This window comes from Vibrio sp. Vb2131 (assembly GCF_033338535.1).
Lineage (GTDB): Bacteria > Pseudomonadota > Gammaproteobacteria > Enterobacterales > Vibrionaceae > Vibrio > Vibrio alginolyticus.
The window spans coordinates 126,947-149,947 of the sequence record NZ_JAWOSW010000013.1 but is presented as its reverse complement, the minus strand read 5'-3'; the positions used below and the strand labels follow the sequence as shown (position 1 = coordinate 149,947).

The 23,001-nt window shown below is 46.2% G+C and carries 24 protein-coding genes; all 24 read left to right on the top strand.

The features are described from left to right. The first annotated feature begins 69 nt into the window (after positions 1 to 69). Positions 70 to 1,923: a flagellar hook-length control protein FliK gene (locus tag R7E38_RS15105; protein WP_226083880.1), complete on the top strand. Its 1,854-nt coding sequence runs from the start codon at positions 70 to 72 to the stop codon at positions 1,921 to 1,923. Positions 1,924 to 2,008: 85 nt separating this feature from the next. Then, on the top strand, positions 2,009 to 2,512 hold the full coding sequence (gene fliL / locus R7E38_RS15100; protein ID WP_104975528.1) for a flagellar basal body-associated protein FliL: 504 nt from the start codon (positions 2,009 to 2,011) through the stop codon (positions 2,510 to 2,512). 7 nt (positions 2,513 to 2,519) lie between these two features. Beyond that, positions 2,520 to 3,566, top strand: a complete 1,047-nt coding sequence (fliM, locus tag R7E38_RS15095; RefSeq protein WP_017635951.1) for a flagellar motor switch protein FliM — start codon at positions 2,520 to 2,522, stop codon at positions 3,564 to 3,566. A 58-nt stretch (positions 3,567 to 3,624) separates the two neighbouring features. Continuing rightward, complete coding sequence (gene fliN / locus R7E38_RS15090; protein WP_005380479.1) at positions 3,625 to 4,035, top strand: flagellar motor switch protein FliN; 411 nt, start codon at positions 3,625 to 3,627, stop codon at positions 4,033 to 4,035. 1 nt (position 4,036) lies between these two features. Further along, entirely contained in the window at positions 4,037 to 4,450 is a 414-nt protein-coding gene (gene fliO, locus R7E38_RS15085) for a flagellar biosynthetic protein FliO (RefSeq protein ID WP_005380480.1), read from the top strand. Then, positions 4,437 to 5,306 carry a flagellar type III secretion system pore protein FliP gene (gene fliP, locus R7E38_RS15080; protein ID WP_005394311.1) on the top strand — a complete coding sequence of 290 codons (870 nt, stop codon included), beginning with the start codon at positions 4,437 to 4,439 and terminating at the stop codon, positions 5,304 to 5,306. The genes fliO and fliP overlap by 14 nt, the downstream gene beginning before the upstream one ends. 24 nt (positions 5,307 to 5,330) lie before the next feature. Further along, the gene (gene fliQ, locus R7E38_RS15075; RefSeq protein ID WP_005380488.1) at positions 5,331 to 5,600 is read left to right on the top strand and encodes a flagellar biosynthesis protein FliQ; all 270 of its coding nucleotides are present in this window, start codon (positions 5,331 to 5,333) and stop codon (positions 5,598 to 5,600) included. A gap of 8 nt (positions 5,601 to 5,608) precedes the next feature. Further along, complete coding sequence (fliR, locus tag R7E38_RS15070) at positions 5,609 to 6,391, top strand: flagellar biosynthetic protein FliR (RefSeq protein WP_005384463.1); 783 nt, start codon at positions 5,609 to 5,611, stop codon at positions 6,389 to 6,391. 3 nt (positions 6,392 to 6,394) lie between these two features. After that, on the top strand, positions 6,395 to 7,525 hold the full coding sequence (flhB, locus tag R7E38_RS15065; protein ID WP_005380490.1) for a flagellar biosynthesis protein FlhB: 1,131 nt from the start codon (positions 6,395 to 6,397) through the stop codon (positions 7,523 to 7,525). Between the two features lie 210 nt (positions 7,526 to 7,735). Then, positions 7,736 to 9,835, top strand: coding sequence for a flagellar biosynthesis protein FlhA (gene flhA, locus R7E38_RS15060; RefSeq protein ID WP_025998722.1), 2,100 nt, complete (start codon positions 7,736 to 7,738; stop codon positions 9,833 to 9,835). Positions 9,836 to 9,863: 28 nt separating this feature from the next. Continuing rightward, on the top strand, positions 9,864 to 11,381 hold the full coding sequence (gene flhF, locus R7E38_RS15055) for a flagellar biosynthesis protein FlhF (protein ID WP_085569739.1): 1,518 nt from the start codon (positions 9,864 to 9,866) through the stop codon (positions 11,379 to 11,381). Between the two features lie 14 nt (positions 11,382 to 11,395). Next, positions 11,396 to 12,283: a MinD/ParA family protein gene (locus R7E38_RS15050; RefSeq protein ID WP_005380498.1), complete on the top strand. Its 888-nt coding sequence runs from the start codon at positions 11,396 to 11,398 to the stop codon at positions 12,281 to 12,283. Next, complete coding sequence (locus R7E38_RS15045) at positions 12,276 to 13,010, top strand: RNA polymerase sigma factor FliA (protein ID WP_005380499.1); 735 nt, start codon at positions 12,276 to 12,278, stop codon at positions 13,008 to 13,010. Before R7E38_RS15050 ends, R7E38_RS15045 begins: the two co-directional genes overlap by 8 nt. Before the next feature lie 45 nt (positions 13,011 to 13,055). Further along, complete coding sequence (cheY, locus tag R7E38_RS15040; RefSeq protein WP_017635949.1) at positions 13,056 to 13,424, top strand: chemotaxis response regulator CheY; 369 nt, start codon at positions 13,056 to 13,058, stop codon at positions 13,422 to 13,424. 118 nt (positions 13,425 to 13,542) lie between these two features. Continuing rightward, positions 13,543 to 14,283 (top strand): protein phosphatase CheZ, encoded by a 741-nt coding sequence (locus R7E38_RS15035; protein WP_005380502.1) that lies wholly within the window; start codon positions 13,543 to 13,545, stop codon positions 14,281 to 14,283. A 9-nt stretch (positions 14,284 to 14,292) separates the two neighbouring features. Next, positions 14,293 to 16,527: a chemotaxis protein CheA gene (locus R7E38_RS15030; RefSeq protein ID WP_186584733.1), complete on the top strand. Its 2,235-nt coding sequence runs from the start codon at positions 14,293 to 14,295 to the stop codon at positions 16,525 to 16,527. A 29-nt stretch (positions 16,528 to 16,556) separates the two neighbouring features. Then, entirely contained in the window at positions 16,557 to 17,669 is a 1,113-nt protein-coding gene (locus R7E38_RS15025) for a protein-glutamate methylesterase/protein-glutamine glutaminase (RefSeq protein WP_005380504.1), read from the top strand. Positions 17,670 to 17,677: 8 nt separating this feature from the next. Beyond that, complete coding sequence (locus R7E38_RS15020) at positions 17,678 to 18,457, top strand: ParA family protein (protein ID WP_005380505.1); 780 nt, start codon at positions 17,678 to 17,680, stop codon at positions 18,455 to 18,457. Then, a complete protein-coding gene (locus tag R7E38_RS15015) occupies positions 18,447 to 19,523 on the top strand; it encodes a chemotaxis protein CheW (RefSeq protein ID WP_171344353.1) in 1,077 nt (358 codons plus the stop codon). Before R7E38_RS15020 ends, R7E38_RS15015 begins: the two co-directional genes overlap by 11 nt. A gap of 35 nt (positions 19,524 to 19,558) precedes the next feature. Then, on the top strand, positions 19,559 to 20,053 hold the full coding sequence (locus tag R7E38_RS15010; RefSeq protein WP_005380507.1) for a chemotaxis protein CheW: 495 nt from the start codon (positions 19,559 to 19,561) through the stop codon (positions 20,051 to 20,053). Positions 20,054 to 20,066: 13 nt separating this feature from the next. Continuing rightward, the gene (locus R7E38_RS15005) at positions 20,067 to 20,561 is read left to right on the top strand and encodes a DUF2802 domain-containing protein (protein ID WP_025998721.1); all 495 of its coding nucleotides are present in this window, start codon (positions 20,067 to 20,069) and stop codon (positions 20,559 to 20,561) included. Between the two features lie 290 nt (positions 20,562 to 20,851). Next, positions 20,852 to 21,469: a cytochrome c biogenesis heme-transporting ATPase CcmA gene (ccmA, locus tag R7E38_RS15000; RefSeq protein WP_005380511.1), complete on the top strand. Its 618-nt coding sequence runs from the start codon at positions 20,852 to 20,854 to the stop codon at positions 21,467 to 21,469. A gap of 1 nt (position 21,470) precedes the next feature. Then, positions 21,471 to 22,139: a heme exporter protein CcmB gene (gene ccmB / locus R7E38_RS14995; RefSeq protein WP_005380512.1), complete on the top strand. Its 669-nt coding sequence runs from the start codon at positions 21,471 to 21,473 to the stop codon at positions 22,137 to 22,139. Between the two features lie 109 nt (positions 22,140 to 22,248). Further along, complete coding sequence (locus R7E38_RS14990) at positions 22,249 to 22,992, top strand: heme ABC transporter permease (protein ID WP_005380513.1); 744 nt, start codon at positions 22,249 to 22,251, stop codon at positions 22,990 to 22,992. Positions 22,993 to 23,001: the final 9 nt, after the last annotated feature.

The window sequence follows — 23,001 nt, the reverse complement described above, 5'->3', positions numbered from 1 at the left end:
CCTTTGTTTGCCGCCAGTATTGCTGCCTGTCAGCGATACGCTCAGAGCCACGAGAACGAGAGTTTCTAAATGAGTGTGAATTTGTCCCATGTATCTGCGACTACCAAGACGCCAGTTTCTGATGTGTCCGCTAAAGCGTCTGCAGAGAGCACTGAAAGCAAGGGATTTTTAGAAACGTTAACCGATGCGTTTGCTGGTAAACAAAAGCCCGAAAAAGTAGCAACAGAATCGACAGTGGTTGAAGAAAAAGAAAGAGCGGATGTAGGCAGTACTTCTTCTGCTAACGTCTCGGACGAATTGTTGGCGCAAGAAAGCCAAGAATCCGTCAGTGACGGGCCCCATGATTTTGATGAAACATCAGCAAACAAACCGAATGCAACCCTAAGTGACAAGGCAAGTTTACAAAAGGCGAGTAACAGCACACCTTTGAAGCCTGATGTTGAAGCTATCGAAACAGTGAAATCAACATCAATTGATACGAGTAACCCATCAAATACAATGGACGTAAAAAGCACGATGGGCGAAGGACAACAGCTTCTTGGTCGAATTGAACAAGCGAATCAAACCCTGAATGCGAGTAATGCATCCATCGATAGTGGCAAAATTTTGCCTCAGAGAGCAAATTTAGTGCATTCGTTCCACGAGCAAGCAACCGTTTCGACAAACCTTGATGAGCTGGCTTTGAATGAAACGCCATTAGTTCATTCGCTTGAACAAGCACAGATGATCCCAGGACAAGACTTAGAGCCAATTTTAGATAAGAGTGGTCAACCTATCGATGTCGACAAACTCTCGTCTGAGTTTGCTGCTTGGCAAGAGCTAGCGAAACAAGCCAGCCATCCGACGACTAAGAGCGCAGTCAGTGGTGAAGTAGCTAATGATCTGTCGCCGTTGTTAACAGACGTTGATGGTTCCAACATCGACGCGCTTCCACGAGTCTCCTTGGATGAACTTGAAATTATAGATACCAAGTTGGCGCAAGGAAAACCACTGACTCAGCAAGAAGCTCAGATCATTGAAGGGTTGAAACAAGGAACGATCACGGCGGATATTCCTGAGCAAGACCTTGCCCAATTTGTTGCGCTCCCTAATGACATTAAACAGATTCTCGCAGAGCAACAAGTACAACATAATTTAACTCGCCAGGCTGGACCTATGGCAGTGTCTCAGCAAATCCAGCATACAGCGGCTCAAGTACCCCAGCCACAAACTGCTCATAGTGGAGAAAAAGTCGCATTATCTCCAACGCCTGATACGTTGATAGCCGCGCAAGTGCCGACGTCGCTTCAAGGTGTGAAAGACGGAGAGATTAGCCAGAAAGTAATGAACGCAGCATTGGCGACTGGTGCGCTAAAGGCGACTGCGGATAAACAAGATAAGCCGGACCTCCAACATGGCTTCGCTGGACAGCTTCAGGCTATGGCAGGTCAGCAAGGAATTAATGTGCAGCAACAAGCGCGTATTGATGCTGCACAACAAGCTCAGCTTCCGTTGCAACTAACTAAAGAGCTAGCCAACGAGCAAGTTGCGGAAAAAGTGCAAATGATGATGTCGAAGAATCTGAAAAATCTCGATATTCGTCTTGATCCACCAGAGTTAGGTCGTATGCAAATTCGTATGACCATGAATAACGACGTTGCCAATGTACATTTTACAGTGAACAACCCGCAAGCTCGTGACATTATTGAACAGACGCTCCCTCGTTTGAGAGAAATGCTAGCGCAACAAGGTATGCAGCTGGCTGATTCTTCCGTCCAGCAACAAAACAGCGGGCAACAGCAAGGTAGGTATACTGCTGAACAACATGGTCAAAGCGCGCAAAGTGGCGGTTTTTCTGGACAGTCCGAAGAGGGTTTTGAATCTGATGTCAATCTGGATTTGAATGTCGCTTCAAAGCGTGATGGAATTAGTTTTTACGCATAAAAGGCCGTTTAACGGCAATGGCATACGGTTACCAAGCAACTCACTAAAACGTCTTGGTAACTCAAAAGAACAATAAGAGACAAGAATGGCAGAAGAACAGTTACAAGGGGCCGATGCGCCGAAAGGAAAAAGCAAGTTACTTATCATCATCATCGCTGTTGTAGTATTACTACTTGGTGGCGGGGCAGCGGCATTTTTTCTAATGGGCTCTGATGAACCTGCTCAGGCTGAATCGTCTCAACAGGCTCAAGTGAAGGCATCGAATGCTGCGCCCATCGCGTATGTGAATCTTCCTCAGGCATTTGTATTTAACGTTACTGGGGATAGCCGCGATAGGCTGGTTCAAATTAAAGCGCAGTTAATGGTTCGCGGTGCAGAAAATGAAGAGTTGGCGCGGTATCATTCGCCACTGATTGAAAGCTCTATGCTATCAACGTTTGCTTCCGCGACGGTTGATCAATTGCGCTCTCCTACAGGACGAGTGGAATTGCGCGATCGTGCTTCCGAAGATATCAAAGCAGCGCTGAATGCTGCGGTCGGTAAGCCAGTGATTGAAAAAGTACTGTTTACAGATTTTGTTATTCAATAGGTAAAACGTGACCGATCTATTAAGCCAAGACGAAATTGATGCGCTATTGCATGGGGTTGACGATGTTGATGACGTCGATGAACCGATAGAAAACGACACTGAGGGTGCCGTCAATTTTGATTTCTCGTCGCAAGACAGAATCGTACGTGGTCGAATGCCGACGCTCGAACTTATCAACGAGCGCTTTGCACGGCACATGCGTATTAGTCTGTTTAATATGCTGCGTAAAACGGCAGAGGTGTCGATCAATGGCGTGCAGATGATGAAGTTTGGTGAATACCAGAACACATTGTACGTGCCAACCAGTTTGAACATGGTGCGTTTTCGTCCGTTAAAAGGCACTGCGTTGATCACCATGGAGGCTCGTTTAGTCTTTATTCTGGTAGAAAACTTCTTTGGCGGTGATGGTCGATTCCACGCCAAAATCGAAGGCCGCGAATTTACCCCAACGGAACGCCGCATCATTCAGTTGTTACTGAAAATTGTATTTGAAGATTATAAAGAAGCGTGGTCGCCAGTGATGGGGGTAGAGTTCGAATATCTCGACTCTGAAGTAAACCCAAGCATGGCAAACATTGTCAGCCCGACAGAAGTGATTGTCGTGAGTTCATTCCATATAGAAGTTGACGGCGGTGGCGGCGATTTTCATGTCGTTATGCCTTACTCCATGGTTGAGCCTATCCGTGAACTATTGGATGCAGGTGTTCAGTCCGACAAGATGGAAACGGACGTTCGCTGGAGCTCAGCACTACGTGAAGAGATCATGGATTGTCCGGTTAACTTCCGCGTGAACTTGCTCGAAAAAGACATTTCTTTGCGTGATCTCATGGAGCTGCAACCGGGCGACATCATCCCGATTGAAATGCCAGAACATGCGACGATGTTTGTAGAAGACCTACCGACCTATCGCGTAAAAATGGGTCGTTCGGAAGACAAATTAGCGGTGCAAATTTCTGAGGAAATTGAGCGCCCACATGTCGTCAAAACAGATTTAGCTTTCTTAGGTAAAGACATCATGTCCGAGCTTGAGAATGAAGACGATATAGACCATTAAGATACCTTATTAAACAGACATGCTATGGCATGAGTAAGGCGTAACACAGGATAGAAAAATGGAACCAAGTGACGATCAAAAGCTAGCAGACGAATGGGCAGCCGCTCTTGGCGAAGACCCGTCTGCCCCTTCTGTAGACGTAGATGAAGTATTGGCTGCGCCACTGGAAGAGCTAAAAGACACTTCAAGCCCAATTAGCGAAGATGAGCGTCGTAAACTCGACACTATTATGGATATCCCGGTGACGATTTCGATGGAAGTCGGTCGTTCTCAAATTAGCATTCGGAACCTGTTGCAGCTTAACCAAGGTTCGGTTGTTGAGTTGGATCGTCTAGCCGGTGAGTCGCTCGACGTATTGGTTAACGGTACTTTGATTGCTCACGGCGAAGTCGTGGTCGTCAACGATAAGTTTGGTATCCGTTTGACGGATGTGATCAGCCAAACTGAACGAATTAAGAAGCTGCGTTAAGATGAGTCGTTCAATCAAAATGCGATTGAAGCAAATCACTGGAGCACTGAGCTTAATGCTAAGTGCTCCTTATGCATTTGCTGCCGCACCAAATAATCTGGATCTTGCGACGACACTTGGCTCGCTTGTGCTTGTAATCGGCGTGATTCTTTTGCTGGCTTGGTTGCTGAAACGTATGCAAGTGCCAGCGATGGGACAACAAAAGGGCTTGCGTATAGTGAGTCAGTTGCCAGTGGGTACAAAAGAAAGAATCGCAGTAGTTCAAGTGGGTGAAGAACAGTTTTTGGTTGGGATTACTAGCCAATCGATCCAAACTTTAGCCAAGTTAGATAAGCCACTGAAAGAGGAAGAGTTGGCGACCAATGCTTTTGCGACTCAATTTAGCCAGCTGATTAAAAAACATGACAAAGGGTAATCCAATTCGTTTGCTCCTGAGTACGTTGTTACTTTTTGTCGGCGTGCTGTTTTCTTCATTTACCTTTGCTGAAGCAGAGGAGTCAGCGCTGCCAGATAACTTAGCCGATGGAAGTGGTGTTACAGTTCAGGCTATGCAAAGTGATACTGGTGCTAGCCGTGCTATGTCCGTTTCTAGTGGCGGTGGTATTCCAGCATTCACCATGACCACGAACCCTGATGGCAGTGAAGACTACTCGGTTACACTACAAATTTTAGCGTTAATGACCATGCTTGGCTTCTTGCCTGCCATGGTGATTCTGATGACCTCGTTCACTCGAATTGTGGTGGTGATGTCGATATTGCGTCAGGCAATGGGTTTGCAACAAACGCCTTCTAATCAGGTTATTATTGGTATTGCGCTGTTTTTGACCTTTTTTGTTATGTCTCCTGTCCTGAACGAAATCAACGACAAAGCTGTTCAGCCTTATTTGAACGAGCAAGTTACGGCGCGAGAAGCGTTTGATGCTGCACAAGCGCCAATGAAAGCATTTATGCTTAAGCAGACCCGAATCAAAGATTTGGAGACGTTCGTAACCATGTCAGGAGAGCAAGTCGAGAATCCAGAAGATGTGTCGATGGCGGTGTTGATTCCGGCTTTTATCACCTCAGAGCTAAAAACTGCATTCCAAATTGGCTTTATGCTCTTCTTGCCGTTTTTGATTATTGACCTTGTAGTCGCTTCGGTACTGATGGCAATGGGTATGATGATGTTGTCACCAATGATTGTTTCGTTGCCGTTCAAGTTGATGTTGTTCGTATTGGTCGATGGTTGGAACTTGATACTCTCGACACTTGCGGGCAGCTTTGCCCTTTAGATAAGCGCAGATAGAGGATAAGACATGACACCAGAAATGTTTGTCGAGCTTTTCCGTGAAGCACTTTGGATGGTGCTTATCATGGTCTGCGCTATTATCATCCCAAGCTTGCTTATCGGCCTTGTAGTTGCGATTTTTCAAGCTGCGACATCCATCAACGAACAAACATTGAGCTTCTTACCGCGTTTGATTGTCACGCTTTTGGCCCTGATGCTGTTTGGGCATTGGATGACGCAAATGTTGATGGAATATTTCTATGGCTTGATTGAACGCTTACCTCAGGTGCTTTATTAGAGGCGCCTATGGAGTACCCCACTAGCGTTGTCTTAGATTGGATCGCAAACTACTTCTGGCCCTATGTTCGTATCTCATCCATGTTGATGGTGATGACAGTAACCGGGGCCCGATTTGTTTCGCCAAGAATCCGCCTTTACCTCGGTTTAGCCATCACTTTCGCTGTCATGCCAGCCATCCCCGCCGTACCTCAGGACATTGAGCTACTCTCGTTTCGTGGCTTCATGACCATTGCCGAGCAAATGATCATCGGCATAGCGATGGGTATGGTTACTCAATTTATGATTCAAACCTTTGTCCTACTTGGTCAAATATTGGGTATGCAATCAAGTTTGGGCTTTGCTTCTATGGTTGATCCCGCAAATGGTCAGAACACGCCATTGCTTGGCCAGTTATTCATGTTCTTAACGACAATGTTTTTCCTTGCCACCGATGGACACTTAAAAATGCTGCAATTGGTGGTGTTCAGTTTTAAAACTTTGCCGATTGGCTCCGGCTCGCTCAACGCGGTTGATTTCCGTGAAATGGCAGGCTGGCTTGGTATTATGTTCCAAACTGCATTGAGTATGTCTCTATCCGGCATTATTGCACTACTGACCATTAACTTGTCGTTTGGTGTAATGACCCGTGCCGCACCACAGCTGAATATCTTCTCGCTTGGTTTTGCTTTTGCTTTGATGGTGGGTCTATTACTTTGTTGGTACATACTGGCTGGTCTATACAGTCATTATGAAATGTTCTGGACAGTGGGTGAGGCGCAGATTTGTCGGCTCATTCGCTTGGAGTGCTAAGATTTGGCAGAATCAGACGGTCAGGAACGCACCGAAGAAGCCACGCCCCGACGGTTACAACAAGCCAGAGAAAAGGGGCAGGTCGCTCGATCTAAAGAGCTTGCATCAGCATCTGTGCTGATCGTTGGCGCCATTTCATTGATGTGGTTTGGCGAGGCGTTAGCACGTTCATTGTTTTCCATCATGAGCCGTTTATTTGATCTTCAACGAGAAGAGATTTTCGATACTGCAAAACTGTTTGATATCGCTTTGGGCGCGATGAGTGATTTGTTGTTCCCACTATTTTTGGTGTTAGCGACATTGTTTACCGCCGCCATGATTGGAGCAGCAGGTGTGGGAGGAATCAGTTTTTCTGCCCAAGCGGCCATGCCCAAGCTGTCGAAAATGAATCCACTTAGCGGCTTAAAGCGAATGGTTGGCATGCAAAGCTGGGTAGAGTTGATCAAATCAATCCTTAAAGTGGTTCTGGTCACTGGTGTCGCCATCTATTTGATCCAAGCATCGCAGGCCGATCTGATTCAATTGAGCATGGATGTGTATCCGCAAAACATCTTCCATGCTTTAGATATTTTGCTGAACTTTATTTTGCTGATCAGTTGCTCGCTATTGATTGTGGTTGCCATCGATATTCCATTTCAAATTTGGCAGCACGCCGATCAGTTAAAAATGACCAAGCAAGAAGTCAAAGACGAATACAAAGAGACTGAAGGTAAGCCGGAAGTGAAAGGCCGTATTCGTATGTTGCAAAGGGAAGCGGCTCAACGTCGAATGATGGCGGACGTTCCTCAAGCTGATGTTATTGTTACTAACCCAGAGCACTTCTCGGTAGCGCTTCGTTATAAACAGAAGACAGACCGTGCGCCAGTCGTGATCGCTAAAGGTACTGACCACATGGCGATGAAGATTCGAGAAGTCGCCCGCGAACATGACATTACGATTGTGCCCGCACCACCTTTGGCTCGTGCGTTGTACCACACGACAGAGCTCGAGCAAGAGATCCCCGATGGGTTATTTACTGCCGTCGCTCAGGTTTTGGCATTTGTATTCCAATTGAAGCAATACCGAAAACGAGGTGGACAGCGCCCGAAAATTCAAGATTATGATTTGCCAATCCCGCCCGAGCACCGTCATTGATACGAAAAGCGGTAAAGCCTTAAAAAAGCTCGTTTGATCAAAAGCTAAGCTCTATTTGAGTGTTTAGTCATTATTTTGGCGCTAATTATGGTACATAGATTGCTTAAAACGCTTTAATTATCAACCCTACCTAAACTTTTAGGCTAAAGCGGTCGCGTATTAATAGTAAGAGCTTACGTGACGCTTCAATCGATTGAGATCTCTCGCAGTATGAAGTTAAGCCTGCCGTTTGCAGATAAATTGCCACGAATCCCTCAACGTGAAATGCCAGCTATTGGTGCTCCGGTGATGGTTTTGGCCACCCTAGCGATGGTGGTACTGCCGATTCCAGCATTTTTGCTGGATATGTTCTTCACCTTTAACATCGCGCTGTCGATGGTGGTGTTGTTAGTGACCGTTTACACACGTCGCCCTTTGGACTTCGCTGCTTTTCCAACGGTATTGCTGATCGCCACGTTGCTCCGCTTGGCTTTGAACGTTGCCTCGACTCGTGTCGTCTTACTGCATGGTCATGAAGGCGGTAATGCGGCAGGTAACGTAATTGAGGCGTTCGGTAACGTCGTTATTGGTGGTAACTACGCGGTCGGCCTAGTGGTTTTCCTCATCTTAATGATCATCAACTTTATGGTGGTGACCAAAGGTGCGGGTCGTATCTCTGAGGTAAGTGCTCGCTTTACGCTTGATGCGTTGCCGGGTAAGCAAATGGCGATTGATGCCGACTTGAATGCCGGATTGATAGACCAAGAGCAGGCAAGAGTTCGTCGTTTTGAAGTGACCAAAGAAGCGGATTTCTATGGCTCGATGGATGGTGCCTCGAAGTTCGTAAAAGGTGACGCGATTGCCGGTATTTTGATTCTGTTTATCAACATCGTCGGCGGTCTGTCGATCGGTATGGCGCAGTATGGATTGGGTTTCGGTGAAGCGATTGAAATCTATACCTTACTGACAATCGGTGATGGTTTGGTCGCACAAATCCCATCGCTATTGCTGTCGATTGCAGCGGCAATGATGGTGACGCGCCAAAACACCGATGAAGACATGGGGGAACAACTGGTCTTCCAGATGTTCGACAACCCAAAAGCGCTGATGATTACTGCGGCTATTCTTGGTGTGATGGGCATCGTACCGGGCATGCCACACTTTGCGTTTTTGAGCCTGGCAGTCGCGGCCGGTGCAGCGGCATATTTCATCGACAAACGGCAGAAGCAGAAAGCGAAAGAGCCCGCTTTACCAGCAACAGCAGACGAAGGTACAGAACCTTCCTCACAGCGCGAACTGTCTTGGGATGACGTCCAGCCAGTCGATATTATTGGCTTGGAAGTCGGTTATCGCTTAATCCCTTTGGTGGACAGAGACCAAGGTGGGGAACTGCTAGAGCGCGTAAAAGGCGTGCGTAAAAAGTTATCGCAAGATTTTGGGTTCCTAATTCCAGCGGTTCATATTCGTGACAATCTTGAGCTGACCCCAAACAGTTACCGAATTACATTGATGGGGGTTGCGGTGGGCGAAGCAGAGATTCGTCCGGATCAAGAGCTAGCGATTAACCCAGGTCAGGTGTATGGCATGATTGATGGTGAACCAACCATTGACCCTGCTTTTGGACTGGAAGCCGTATGGATCCGAGAAGATCAGCGTGAGCACGCGCAGGCTCTGGGTTATACGGTTGTTGATTCATCAACGGTATTAGCGACGCACCTAAGCCAGCTATTGACCAACAACGCATCACAGCTAATTGGCCATGAAGAAGTAGAGAATTTATTAGAAATGTTGGGACGCAGCGCGCCTAAGTTGGTCGAGAACTTTGTTCCTGACCAATTACCATTAGGTGTGGTGGTGAAAGTCCTACAAAACTTGTTAAACGAGGCCATTCCAATCCGCGATATTCGCACGATTGTTCAAACTTTGGCTGAGTACTCAAGTAAGAGTCAAGAAGCTGACATATTGACGGCAGCAGTTCGAATTAGTCTTAAACGTCTAATTGTTCAAGAAATCAATGGTATAGAGCCTGAGTTACCAGTGATCACCTTGATACCCGAACTGGAACAAATATTGCATCAAACTATGCAAGCATCAGGAGGCGAATCCGCGGGGATTGAACCGGGACTCGCTGAGCGATTGCAGTCTTCACTAAGCCAAGCGACACAGGAACAAGAACTGAAAGGCGAACCTGCCGTTCTGCTTACTTCCGGTGTATTACGCTCGACGTTGGCGAAATTTGTGAAGAACACAATACCTAATCTCCGGGTACTGTCTTACCAAGAAATCCCGGATGAAAAACAGATCAGAATTGTGCAAGCCGTGGGTAACTGATCTCACGCATCATTAATGGATTCATAGTTTGAAAATAAAGCGATTTTTTGCCAAAGACATGAGAACGGCGCTGCTCCAAGTGAAAGAGGACTTAGGCGCGGAAGCGGTGATCATGTCAAACAAGAAAGTGGCTGGTGGAGTAGCGATTGTTGCGGCGATAGATAGTGAATCTAATCCGTCTCAAGCAAGCGCAGCGTCACAGCAAAATCGCGGTGCTTCTCAATCGAATCGCTATAACGAACATCGTCAAATGTCATCGTCTTCTGCTGATCGTTACCAAGATCGTCATTTAGATGAAGATAAAATTAGCCTGAACAGTAATAACAGTAACAATGAAAAAACAGGCTCAATGACGCAGCGATTCGCTAATATGCTTAAGCAATATAGCGGTGGTGCAGCAGATGCTGACGATCACGTAGCAGAAAATGAAGATTCGCTCTCTGCTTTGCTGCAACGCCAAAATAAGCATCGCGACGGCTACAACCAAGAAAAGCCAGCGCCATATCAACCAGATTCACCTTTGGCGAAGCTAATCGCACAGGACAATCGATTTGAACGTCCGACGCCCAAGCTGGACCCGACGCGCTATGACCGACGTCGCCCAAGTGATGAGCGTGACGAATCGGCCGATGAGCTAGAAAGCATGCGCGAAGAGATGACGTCAATTCGTCGTCTGTTGGAGCACCAAGTTTCTGGCCTGATGTGGCAAGAAGTAGAACGCCGTGAGCCGCTAAGAGCTATGCTGATTAAGCGCTTAGAGCGAATGGGCGTTTCTCCGGAGTTAGCAGACCAGATGGCCTGTTATATCCCGGAAGATACAAAGCCAGCGCGAGCGTGGAAAGCGTTATTGTCGCTGGTGGCGGATCAAATCAATATTCCTAAACAGGACATTTTAAAACGTGGTGGCGTAGTCGCATTGTTGGGTCCGACGGGGGTTGGGAAAACAACAACCGTAGCGAAACTCGCAGCACGCGCAGCCATGGAATACGGTGCCGACAATGTGGCCCTTGTGACAACAGACACATATCGCATAGGTGCACATGAGCAGCTCTCAATTTACGGAAGAATCATGGGTTGTCCCGTAAGAGTTGCTAAAGATTCTAACGAGTTAGCCGATGTTATATATCAGCTAAGAAACAGAAGACTGATTTTGGTCGATACGGCAGGGATGGGGCAACGAGATGTGAGGCTTTCCGAGCAGCTCGACACTCTAATGCAAGAGAGCGGAGAAGTGATTCACAGCTACCTTGTTTTGCCGGCTACCGCACAACGTCGTGTTCTACAAGAAACGCTGGATCACTTCCGACGTATACCACTTTCGGGTTGTATTATGACGAAGCTTGATGAGTCATTAAGCCTAGGCGAATTCATCAGTGTAGTGATTCAAAACGCAATGCCAGTAGCTTACATCGCTAATGGCCAGCGCGTACCAGAAGACATTGTGATAGCGCAACCAAAATATATGCTTGCGAAAGCAAATGAACTGTTAGAGAAGTCGACAGAGAACGAACCTCACTTTTGGAACAGTGACAGTGAAGGACTCTAAGGCGGCGGACTACTATGACTGAGAATATGATACACGATCAAGCAAGCGGCCTCCGTCGCTTAACACAACCATCGTTGACCAAAGTGATTGCTGTTACTGGCGGCAAAGGTGGTGTGGGGAAATCAAACGTAACACTGGGTCTGGCGATTTGTATGGCTCGCCAAGGCAAGAAGGTGATGGTTCTCGACGCTGATTTAGGTCTGGCCAATGTGGACGTGATGCTCGGAATTCGTGCAAAACGTAATCTAGGACATGTCTTAGCGGGTGAATGTGAGCTAAAAGATGCGATTGTCGAAGGGCCTTATGGTATAAAGATAATTCCTGCAACTTCTGGCACACAGAGCATGACAGAGCTTTCTCACGCTCAGCATGCCGGACTCATCCGAGCATTTGGTAGTCTTGAAGACGAAATGGATGTCCTGCTGATTGATACCGCTGCTGGTATCTCTGACATGGTAATCAGTTTTTCGCGAGCAGCTCAAGATGTGGTTGTAGTTGTGTGTGATGAACCGACGTCAATCACAGATGCCTATGCATTAATCAAGCTGTTGAGTAAAGAACACCAAGTTCAACGCTTTAAAGTTGTAGCAAATATGGTCAGAAGCTACCGTGAAGGGCGAGAATTGTTTGCAAAGTTGACACTAGTCACAGAGCGATTCTTGAATGTTAGCCTTGAACTCGTAGCATGTATTCCATTAGATGATAAAGTACGACAGGCTGTAAAAAGACAAAAAATTGTCGTTGATGCGTTCCCACGCTCGCCTGCCGCTTTAGCTATCAGCTCACTAGCAAACAAAGCGTTGACGTGGCCACTACCGAAAACACCAAGTGGACACTTGGAATTTTTTGTGGAAAGGTTGCTAAATCGTACCGAATTCGCAGAGGACCCTTTTGGTGAATAAAGCGATAACCTATGACCAACATGGCAAATTTAATAGCCAGCAGGCGTTCATTGAACGTTATTCAGTGTTGGTTAAGCGCATTGCTCACCACCTACTAGGCCGTTTACCGCCGAGTGTTCAGGTAGAGGATTTAATTCAGGCCGGCATGATCGGTCTTATCGAAGCTCAGCAGAATTATGATGGTTCTAAAGGTGCGAGCTTTGAAACTTATGCAGGTATCCGTATTCGTGGCGCAATGTTAGATGACATGCGTAAAGGCGATTGGGTACCGCGTTCTGTTCATAAAAATAATCGAGAGATTAACCAAGCGATTGCGGAGCTGGAAGGCGAATTAAATCGAGATCCTACTGATTCTGAAGTAGCCACGCATCTCGGTATGACACTGGATCAATATCATAGTGCTCTTACCGATATCAACTGCTCAAAATTAGTCGGTATTGAAGATTTAGGCGTTTCTGATGATGTGATTTCACCGGCGGATGAAACCGATGACAGCAACCCATTCAAAGGGGTAGTTGATGAATCATTTCGAAAAGCACTGGTTGAATCAATAAAACAGCTTCCAGAGCGTGAAGCTTTGGTTCTTTCGCTTTATTATGATGAAGAACTCAATTTGAAAGAAATTGGCGATGTGTTAGGCGTAAGCGAATCTCGCGTAAGTCAAATACTGAGTCAAGCGATGCAACGTTTACGTACCAAGCTCAGTGCGTGGACACAAAATGACTAAAAACACTGATTTTACGATTCAGTGGAGGCAATTTTGAATAAAAACATGAAGATCCTTATTGTTGATGATTTCTCAACAATGCGCCGTATTGTTAAAAACCTGCTTCGTGACTTGGGTTTCAATAACACTCAAGAAGCGGACGATGGTTTAACCGCATTACCAATGCTGAAAAAAGGTGACTTCGATTTTGTTGTAACTGACTGGAACATGCCAGGTATGCAAGGCATCGATTTGCTTAAACACATCCGCGCGGATGCAGAACTTAAGCATCTGCCAGTTCTAATGATCACGGCTGAAGCGAAGCGTGAGCAGATCATTGAAGCTGCTCAAGCAGGTGTAAACGGCTACATTGTTAAGCCATTTACTGCTGCAACATTAAAAGAAAAATTAGATAAAATTTTCGAGCGTTTATAACTCTCTCTTTCTCTTTGTTATTCGAGTCATTCATACCAATTATTAAATACCTATTAAATGACTCGTTTAGCGTTTTCAAAGTGATAAGAAGAACTAAACGTAAAAGGGTCTATTCAGAATGATCTCACTAGAGCAGGCGAAGTCACTCGTTCAAATGCTAGAAAACGGGGAACAAGACCAAGCCAATATGCTTGTTGCCTCGATCTACGAAGGTGCCGATAACCCAATGCTGCAAGAAATTGGAGCGTTAACTCGAGACCTTCACGAATCACTCAAGCAGTTCAGTCTCGATCAGCGCATGACCGAAATTGCGAAAGACGAAATCCCTAACGCTAGGGATCGTCTCAATTATGTGATCGAGAAGACAGAGCTTGCAGCCAACAAAACAATGGATGCGGTCGACTGCTGCCTTCCTATCGCTGATAACCTGCATGATTGCCTTCTAAAAGTTCGTCCTCAATGGAATGAACTCATGCACGGGCGCATAGAATTAAGCGAATTTAAAGCACTGTGCCACCGAATTGACGGGCTATTAGTGCAAGTCGAAGGTGACAGCACTGAATTGCGCGGCCAATTGACCGAAATTCTCATGGCGCAAGACTTCCAAGACCTAACTGGCCAAATCATTCGCCGCGTAATTACGTTGGTTAATGAAGTTGAAGGCCGCTTAGTGGAAATCCTAACCGTATTCTCTGGAAATAAACTTGAAGAACACATTCAAGTTTTGTCAGAACCGGCAGATAAAAAGAATACACAAACAAGCGAAGCCGAAGGCCCGATTCTTCATCCAGAACTGAGAGAAGATGCGGTTTCATCGCAGGACGAAGTCGATGACTTGTTGTCCAGTCTTGGATTTTAAAGGTAACGTATGAGCTACGATTTAGACGAAGATATTCTTCAGGACTTTCTCATTGAGGCTGGGGAAATTCTCGAGCTGCTTTCTGAGCAGTTGGTTGAATTGGAAAATAACCCAGAAGACAAAGACTTACTTAATGCTATTTTCCGCGGGTTTCATACCGTAAAAGGCGGTGCCGGCTTCCTTTCATTGGCAGAGCTAGTCGATACTTGTCATGGTGCGGAGAACGTGTTCGACGTTTTACGAAACGGTCAACGCACGGTAACGCAAAACTTAATGGATACGATGCTAAAAGCCTTGGATACGGTTAATACCCAGTTCCAGGCTGTTCAAGATCGTGAGCCGTTAGAAGCTGCGGACCCTGAGCTTCTTGAAGAACTTCATCGTCTATGCAAACCTGAGTCAGAAGATGAAGTAGCGGCAACCGTAGTTGAAGAACCAGTGGCTACTCCAGAACCTATTATTCCCGAGCCTATCATCGAAGAACCTGCTGCACCGTCAGCACCATCAAGTGTCGGCTCTGTTGATGAAATTACCCAAGACGAATTCGAAAAGCTATTGGATGAGCTTCATGGTAAAGGTTCAGCGCCAGGCAACTCAATGTCTGCGACACCTACAACGCCATCTGAACCGCCTCAATCGAGTGCACCATCAGTTGAAAGTGGTGATATCACTGATGATGAGTTTGAACGTTTACTCGATGAACTGCACGGTGTAGGAAAAAGCCCTTCTACGGCAGAGGCTGCTGCATCTGTACCAGTAGAGCCACCTAAAGCGGCAGAGCCTTCCGCTCCAGTGGCATCTTCATCAAATCAAGACAGTGACTTAATGACGGACGAAGAGTTCGAAAAGTTACTCGATGAGCTACATGGTTCAGGTAAAGGTCCAACGCTAGAAGAATTGGACATGGCAACGAAGCCTGCTTCAGCAAACGTAGAGCAAAGCCCTGCGAAACCTGAGCCTGTTGCTAAGCCAGCACCTGTTCAAGCAGCGCCAGCACCAAAGCCAGAATCTAAACCAGTCGCGGTAAAAGAAGAAGCCAAAGCACCAGCGGTTAAAAAACCTCAGGCTGAAGCAACCGTTCGTGTTGATACCTCGACGCTTGATACCATCATGAACATGGTGGGTGAGCTCGTATTGGTGCGTAACCGTCTACTAAGCCTTGGTTTGAATAGCGACAACGAAGAGATGTCCAAAGCGGTCGCTAACCTTGATGTGGTAACTGCGGATCTACAAGGCGCGGTAATGAAAACGCGTATGCAGCCAATTAAGAAAGTGTTTGGCCGTTTCCCACGCGTTGTCCGTGACTTGGCTCGTAACCTAAATAAAGACATCGTGCTAGAAATGCGCGGTGAAGAAACCGATCTCGATAAAAACCTTGTAGAAGCATTGGCCGATCCGTTGATTCACTTGGTGCGTAACTCGGTTGATCACGGTATTGAAATGCCAGACGCACGCGCGAAGGCAGGCAAATCACGCACAGGTAAAGTGATTTTGTCAGCATCGCAAGAAGGGGACCATATTGAACTATCCATCGTAGATGATGGTGGCGGTATGGACCCGAACAAACTGCGTGGCATCGCGGTGAAGCGTGGCATGATGGATGAAGATGCGGCGGCACGTTTAACAGATAAAGAGTGCTTCAACCTTATCTTCGCACCTGGCTTCTCAAGTAAAGATAAAATTTCTGACATTTCTGGTCGTGGTGTGGGTATGGACGTGGTTAAGACGGCGATCAATACCTTAAACGGTTCAATCGATATCGATTCTGAGCTAGGCAAGGGCACTAAGATTACGATCAAAGTACCACTAACGTTAGCGATTTTACCGACTCTGATGGTTGGTGTTGGCGGTCATCCTTTTGCTCTACCACTGGCTTCGGTGAGTGAAATTTTCCACTTGGATCTTAGTCGTACAAACGTGGTAGATGGTCAGCTGACGATCATTGTGCGTGAGAAATCTATCCCACTATTTTACTTACAAAACTGGTTGGCATCCAAATCGCAAAACGTTCAAGAGCGTACTGGTCACGGTCACGTGGTGATTGTACAGATTGGTAACCAGCGCGTTGGTTTTGTTGTGGATACGCTTATTGGTCAAGAAGAAGTGGTTATTAAGCCACTCGATAATCTATTACAAGGCACTCCAGGTATGGCTGGTGCGACAATTACTAGCGATGGCCATATTGCATTAATTCTAGATGTGCCTGATTTACTTAAGCGATATGCTGCGGCTTCACGCCTTTAAGCAAAGCTGACGTTATTAAAAGGAATAAGATGGCGATTAAAGTACTAGTCGTTGATGATTCGAGTTTTTTCCGACGTCGCGTGAGCGAAATCATCAACTCAGAATCGCGCCTAGAAGTGATTGACGTTGCGGTAAATGGTAGAGAGGCGGTTGAGAAAGCCAAATCTCTCAAACCTGACGTCATCACGATGGATATTGAAATGCCAGTGATGGATGGCATTACAGCTGTACGTGAAATTATGGCCGCTGCTCCAACGCCAATTCTAATGTTTTCGTCCCTGACCCACGACGGGGCGAAAGCTACGCTTGATGCGCTAGATGCGGGCGCATTGGACTTCTTACCGAAAAAGTTTGAGGACATTGCGCGTAACCGTGAAGAAGCGGTGTCATTACTTCAACAGCGTGTGATTCAGATTGCCTCGAAGCGCGCTTTCATGCGTCGACCTATCGCTCGCCCAACAGCGAGTACCAGCACGACTACTCGATCATTAGGTTCAAGAACGGCTTCACCTGTGACTCCAACACCAACTCGACCTGCTGCGACAAAGTACCGTGCTTCTGGTAAGAAGTATCAACTGACGGCAATTGGCACATCAACAGGTGGCCCCGTTGCTCTACAAAAAATTCTGACGCGTTTGCCGATGAACTATCCGCATCCGATTGTATTGATTCAACACATGCCAGCAACGTTTACTGCTGCGTTTGCCAGTCGTTTGAACACCTTGTGTAAGATTCAAGTGAAAGAAGCACAAGATGGCGATGTGTTACAGCCCGGTGTGGCATACCTTGCACCAGGTGGGAAACAAATGATGGTAGATGGACGAGCGGGCGCTGCTCGTCTTCGCATTATTGATGGCGGTGATCGCATGAACTACAAACCATGTGTGGATGTGACTTTTGGTTCTGCCGCAAAAGTATATGGCGACAAAGTGCTCTCTTTAGTGTTGACAGGCATGGGTGCAGACGGTCGTGAGGGCGCTCGCATGTTGAAGTCTTCAGGCTCAACAATTTGGGCACAAGATGAAGAAAGTTGTGTTGTTTATGGCATGCCCCAAGCGGTTGCTAAAGCAGGCATTTCTTCAGAAGATTTACCGCTTGACCGCATTGCTGAACGCATGTTGGTGGAAGTTGGCCTAGCTTAGGATTCATCATGATTGTTTGGAGTGTAGCTAACCAGAAAGGAGGCGTGGGTAAAACCACCTCAACAGTGACATTGGCGGGCTTATTGAGCCAGAAAGGCCATCGAGTATTGATGGTTGATACTGATCCTCACGCCTCACTGACTACTTATCTCGGTTATGATCCTGATGCAGTAACTTCGAGCCTATTTGATTTATTCCAGTTGAAGACGTTTTCTCGTGAGACGGTTAAGCCGTTGATTTTAGAAACAGAGCTGGAAGGAATGGATATCATTCCCGCGCATATGTCCCTTGCCACGCTTGATCGCGTAATGGGTAATCGCAGTGGTATGGGATTAATCTTAAAACGGGCGCTGCAAACTGTCTCACAAGACTATGACTATGTGTTGATTGATTGTCCGCCAATCCTTGGCGTGATGATGGTGAACGCGTTGGCAGCCAGTGACCGAATTTTGATTCCTGTTCAAACAGAGTTTTTGGCGATGAAAGGTCTAGAGCGCATGATGCGTACGCTAACCATTATGCAAAAATCTCGCCCGGGCGGTTTCAAAGTGACTATCGTCCCAACCATGTACGATAAGCGCACGAAAGCGTCATTGCAGACATTGATGCAACTGAAAAAAGATTACCCAAATCAAGTGTGGACCTCAGCGGTGCCTATTGATACCAAGTTCCGCGATGCCAGTTTAAAGCACTTGCCAGCGTCGCATTTTGCATCTGGTAGTCGTGGTGTGTTTGCCTATAAACAGCTACTGATTTATCTGGAGAGGTTGGCGTTCGATGAGCAGTAATGATGTGCTGTCCAGTGAACAAGCACTTGATGACTACTTTAATGCATTACTGGATGATGAAACTGAAATAACGACTCTTGAGGAAGACCTTGACCTGTTGGCTCAAGAAGTATCATCTGCAGAGCCAGAGCCAGAGCCAGAGCCAGAGCCAGAGCCAGAGCCAGAGCCAGAGCCAGAGCCAGAGCCAGAGCCAGAGCCAGAATTACAGCTACAATACTCGGAGCCAGAAACGTACCAGTTTCAAGAAACATATCCGCCAGAGTTGGAAGCTCCAAACCTGGAAGATGTTCAAAGGCTATTAAGTCAGCTTGAAGCAAGCAACCCAGTGGCTGAGTTGGATATTGATAGTATTCTTGAACAAAATACGATTGATATTGCCGCAGAGATAAAAGCGGCTGAGCCTGAGGTACAAACCTTTAGTGAGGTGCCTGAGCTTCAGGGTGTTGAGGAAATACAGGACTGGGTGATTGATGAGCCAGTTTTTGAGGAAGCGCAACCAGAGGTGGATGAACCTCACGCAGTGATCGAACAAAGTATCAATATAGAATCGAACGTCGATACTGAACTCGAAACACAAGCAGATTCCGATATACCAACGGTCTGGGAAAGCACGAAGCGAAGTGAGGACTTCCAAGTTCTTTACTTTGATGTGAATGGTGTCACGTTTGCTGTACCTCTTGATGAATTAGGTGGTATTCATCGCATTAGCGAGCTTAACCATTTGATAGGAAAACCCGCCTGGTATTTGGGGCTACAAACAAATCGCGAGCAGCAGTTTGATGTCATCGATACCGCGAAATGGGTGATGGCAGATAAGCTTCGTGATGATAGCTATAAAGATAACTACCAATATGTCGTCATGCTTGGTGAGAGCATGTGGGGGTTGGCCAGTAACCAATTAATGGGGACTGAAACGCTTAATATCGACAAGGTTCGCTGGCGTGAGCAGGCGGGTAAACGCCCTTGGCTAGCGGGCATGGTAAAAGAAAAAATGTGTGCCTTAATTCATGTCCAGGCGCTCATTGACATGCTAAACGCCGGTTTAGATGTCAAATCACTGAATTAGATTTAAGTCGGGAACGACATTAACGAGGATTAACTATGTCTCAAGCTTTTGAAGTAGAAGTGAAGAAAGATGCATCGAATGACGAAGTTCTTCAGTGGGTGACGTTCCAGCTAGAAGAAGAAACGTACGGCATCAACGTAATGCAAGTTCGTGAAGTACTTCGTTATACTGAAATTGCCCCTGTTCCAGGTGCACCAGATTATGTACTTGGTATCATCAACCTACGCGGTAATGTAGTTACTGTTATCGATACACGTTCACGTTTTGGCCTGATGGAAGGCGAAGTCACCGACAACACTCGTATTATTGTGATCGAGTCTGAGCGTCAAGTGATTGGTATCTTAGTAGATAGCGTGGCAGAAGTCGTTTATCTGCGTTCTTCTGAAATTGATACGACGCCTTCAGTTGGTACCGACGAGAGTGCGAAGTTCATCCAGGGTGTGAGCAACCGTGACGGCAAGCTTCTTATCCTTGTGGATTTGAACAAGCTGCTAACAGATGACGAGTGGGACGAGATGGCTCACCTTTAATGGCTGAATGATGATGGCTGAAGAGACTCTTTTATCTGCTCCATTCCTTGCGGGTGGCGTCGCTTTTATCGTGTTAGTATTGGTTGTTTTGCAACTGCGGATTCGCTCGGGGTTACAAAAGCAGTTAGACCAACAACGAGCTCAATCTCGACACGCAGATAAAGAAGTGCAAAAGTTGAGTAAGCAGTTACTCGAAGTGCGCTCGGTTGTCGTTGGTCTTGGGCAAAAAGTGACGGAGCAACAAGACATTATCCAGCACTTAAACGAGAGAATTCGCGAACTCGAACACGCTGATACTGATGGTCGCTTGTACAGTCGCGCTTCTAAAATGGTACAGCTTGGCGCTGATATCAACGAGCTGATTGAAGAGTGCGAACTACCAAAAGCCGAAGCTGAGTTGATGCTTTCACTGCAGAAGAAACTGGCAGGGAAAGAGAAGATTCCACCATTAAGTGGTCAGCCATCAGATGACGCAGAATATCCAGCGCGTGGACGTCGTCGACGCTAAAGGTTATCAAGCGATAAAAAAGAGGCGTTATTACGCCTCTTTTTTTGTTTTTAGCCGCTAATGCTCTTCTTAAATACACCCCTAGATAACCTTCAGTCGATCTTGCTCTTAGCTCTGGCCTCTCAAATTCAAAATGAGCGCTTATAACTACTTATAGTTAATTTTATTAAAGTGTGATGATTAATTAACAAAAATACATGAACTTACATGTAACCTAGCCCTCTTATCCTGTTTTGTCATAACTAAGCTGTGCTAATATAGCGGCTCGTTCATTTTTTAGTTGAAGCTCTATGTTAGAAGTGTCTAACCTGACAGCAATCCGTGATGAAAGGGTTCTGTTTGAAAACCTGCAGTTTGAAATTAAGCCTGGTGAATTGGTCCAGATCGAAGGGCGTAATGGTACTGGTAAAACTACATTGCTACGGATTGTGACAGGGTTAGGTGATAGAGAAGAAGGTGTCATTAAATGGAAAGGCGAAGAGGTTGAAAAATCTCGTGATGTTTTCCATCAAGATCTGCTTTTCTTAGGACATCAAACAGGAGTGAAACGAGAGCTTACCGCATTAGAAAACTTACGTTTTTATCAATCTATTCAAAATAATCGCTCTTCAGACGAAGAAATCTTCATCGCTTTGACTCAAGTAGGATTAGCTGGCCGAGAAGATGTGCCTGTAGCACAACTTTCCGCAGGTCAGCAACGACGAGTCGCATTGGCAAGGTTATGGCTCAGTAAGCAAATTTTATGGATCTTAGATGAGCCGTTGACTGCCATTGATAAGCAAGGTGTCAAGGTGCTTGAATCTTTGTTCGCAAGTCATGCTGATAATGGCGGTATTGTTGTGTTGACGACGCATCAAGATATGTTTGCGGACAGCCCGAAACTTAGAAAAATAAAGCTGGGTGACTGATATGATTTCCTCGATGACCACCATCATTCGTCGTGAGCTCTTAATCGCATTTCGCCGTCAGGCAGACATTCTGAACCCGCTGTGGTTCTTTATTATTGTCATTACTCTCTTTCCTCTGAGTATTGGACCAGAACCTAATTTGTTAGCACGTATTGCAGCGGGCATCGTTTGGGTTGCCGCATTGCTGTCCGCCTTATTATCATTAGAGCGTCTATTTCGTGATGATTTTCAAGACGGTGCACTAGAACAAATGATGCTAATGCCGATTCCATTGCAACTTGTCGTGGTTTCAAAGGTCATAGCACATTGGTTGTTAACAGGGTTACCTCTGATTTTAATTAGCCCATTATTGGCGGTTTTACTTTCGCTCGACTTCAATACTTGGCTATCGGTTGTATTAACCTTGATGATCGGTACACCAACACTAAGTTTTATTGGCGCCATTGGTGTGGCGTTGACTGTTGGGTTGCAAAAGGGTGGCGTTCTTTTGAGTTTGCTTATTCTTCCGCTCTACATCCCAATTTTGATTTTCGCAACATCGGCAATTGATGCTGCGGCACTCGGTATGGCGTATAACGGTCAACTAGCGATTTTAGGTGCGATGCTAATGGGGGCGATGACATTAACGCCTTTTGCCATCAGTGCCGCATTGCGAGTTAGTGTTAACTAACTCAATAAAGTGCCAATGAAGCGGCGCTTGATCAAAGAATTATTATTAAAGCACTGCTACGGTCTCAACCCTTTAGACAGTGTCCCTGAAGTAAGAGTGAGAACAAAACATGTGGAAATGGCTACATCCTTATGCCAAGCCAGAAGCAGCTTATCGTTTGAGTGGTAAGTTTCTGCCTTGGTTTTCTGTATTGGCCCTCGTATGCTTATCGGTTGGTACGGTTTGGGGGCTTGCATTTGCGCCTTCAGATTACCAACAAGGTGACAGTTTCCGAATCATCTACATTCATGTCCCATCAGCTATTTGGTCTATGGGCGTTTATATGTCGATGGCGATCGCTGCATTTATTGGCCTAGTATGGCAAGTTCGCCTATCTGATATGGCGGCACTTGCGATGGCTCCGATTGGTGCAGTATTTACTTTTATTGCTCTACTTACAGGTGCTGTTTGGGGCAAGCCTATGTGGGGCACTTGGTGGGTATGGGATGCCCGTCTTACATCTGAATTGATTCTTCTATTTCTCTACCTTGGTGTGATTGCGCTTTACCATGCGTTTGACGATCAAAAAACCGCCGCAAAAGCTGCTGGTATTTTAGCGATCGTAGGCGTAGTAAACCTACCTATCATTCACTTTTCCGTGGAATGGTGGAACACGCTTCATCAAGGTGCGACGATCACGAAATTTGAACAACCTTCTATTTCATCCGACATGCTTTGGCCGTTATTGCTGAACATCTTTGGCTTTGCGTTCTTCTTTGGTGCCGTGACGATGGTCCGTTTTCGTAACGAAATCATCAGTAAAGAAAGTCACCGCCCCTGGGTGCGCAAACTCGCAACAGAACAAACTCAGTGAGGTAACTGA

Coding starts and splice junctions, on each gene's coding strand:
- R7E38_RS15105 (WP_226083880.1), top strand. CDS start 70: ATGAGTGTGAATTTGTCCCATGTATCTGCGACTACCAAGACGCCAGTT.
- fliL (WP_104975528.1), top strand. CDS start 2,009: ATGGCAGAAGAACAGTTACAAGGGGCCGATGCGCCGAAAGGAAAAAGC.
- fliN (WP_005380479.1), top strand. CDS start 3,625: ATGGAACCAAGTGACGATCAAAAGCTAGCAGACGAATGGGCAGCCGCT.
- fliO (WP_005380480.1), top strand. CDS start 4,037: ATGAGTCGTTCAATCAAAATGCGATTGAAGCAAATCACTGGAGCACTG.
- fliP (WP_005394311.1), top strand. CDS start 4,437: ATGACAAAGGGTAATCCAATTCGTTTGCTCCTGAGTACGTTGTTACTT.
- fliQ (WP_005380488.1), top strand. CDS start 5,331: ATGACACCAGAAATGTTTGTCGAGCTTTTCCGTGAAGCACTTTGGATG.
- fliR (WP_005384463.1), top strand. CDS start 5,609: ATGGAGTACCCCACTAGCGTTGTCTTAGATTGGATCGCAAACTACTTC.
- flhA (WP_025998722.1), top strand. CDS start 7,736: ATGAAGTTAAGCCTGCCGTTTGCAGATAAATTGCCACGAATCCCTCAA.
- R7E38_RS15050 (WP_005380498.1), top strand. CDS start 11,396: ATGACTGAGAATATGATACACGATCAAGCAAGCGGCCTCCGTCGCTTA.
- cheY (WP_017635949.1), top strand. CDS start 13,056: ATGAAGATCCTTATTGTTGATGATTTCTCAACAATGCGCCGTATTGTT.
- R7E38_RS15035 (WP_005380502.1), top strand. CDS start 13,543: ATGATCTCACTAGAGCAGGCGAAGTCACTCGTTCAAATGCTAGAAAAC.
- R7E38_RS15030 (WP_186584733.1), top strand. CDS start 14,293: ATGAGCTACGATTTAGACGAAGATATTCTTCAGGACTTTCTCATTGAG.
- R7E38_RS15025 (WP_005380504.1), top strand. CDS start 16,557: ATGGCGATTAAAGTACTAGTCGTTGATGATTCGAGTTTTTTCCGACGT.
- R7E38_RS15020 (WP_005380505.1), top strand. CDS start 17,678: ATGATTGTTTGGAGTGTAGCTAACCAGAAAGGAGGCGTGGGTAAAACC.
- R7E38_RS15015 (WP_171344353.1), top strand. CDS start 18,447: ATGAGCAGTAATGATGTGCTGTCCAGTGAACAAGCACTTGATGACTAC.
- R7E38_RS15010 (WP_005380507.1), top strand. CDS start 19,559: ATGTCTCAAGCTTTTGAAGTAGAAGTGAAGAAAGATGCATCGAATGAC.
- R7E38_RS15005 (WP_025998721.1), top strand. CDS start 20,067: ATGGCTGAAGAGACTCTTTTATCTGCTCCATTCCTTGCGGGTGGCGTC.
- ccmA (WP_005380511.1), top strand. CDS start 20,852: ATGTTAGAAGTGTCTAACCTGACAGCAATCCGTGATGAAAGGGTTCTG.
- ccmB (WP_005380512.1), top strand. CDS start 21,471: ATGATTTCCTCGATGACCACCATCATTCGTCGTGAGCTCTTAATCGCA.
- R7E38_RS14990 (WP_005380513.1), top strand. CDS start 22,249: ATGTGGAAATGGCTACATCCTTATGCCAAGCCAGAAGCAGCTTATCGT.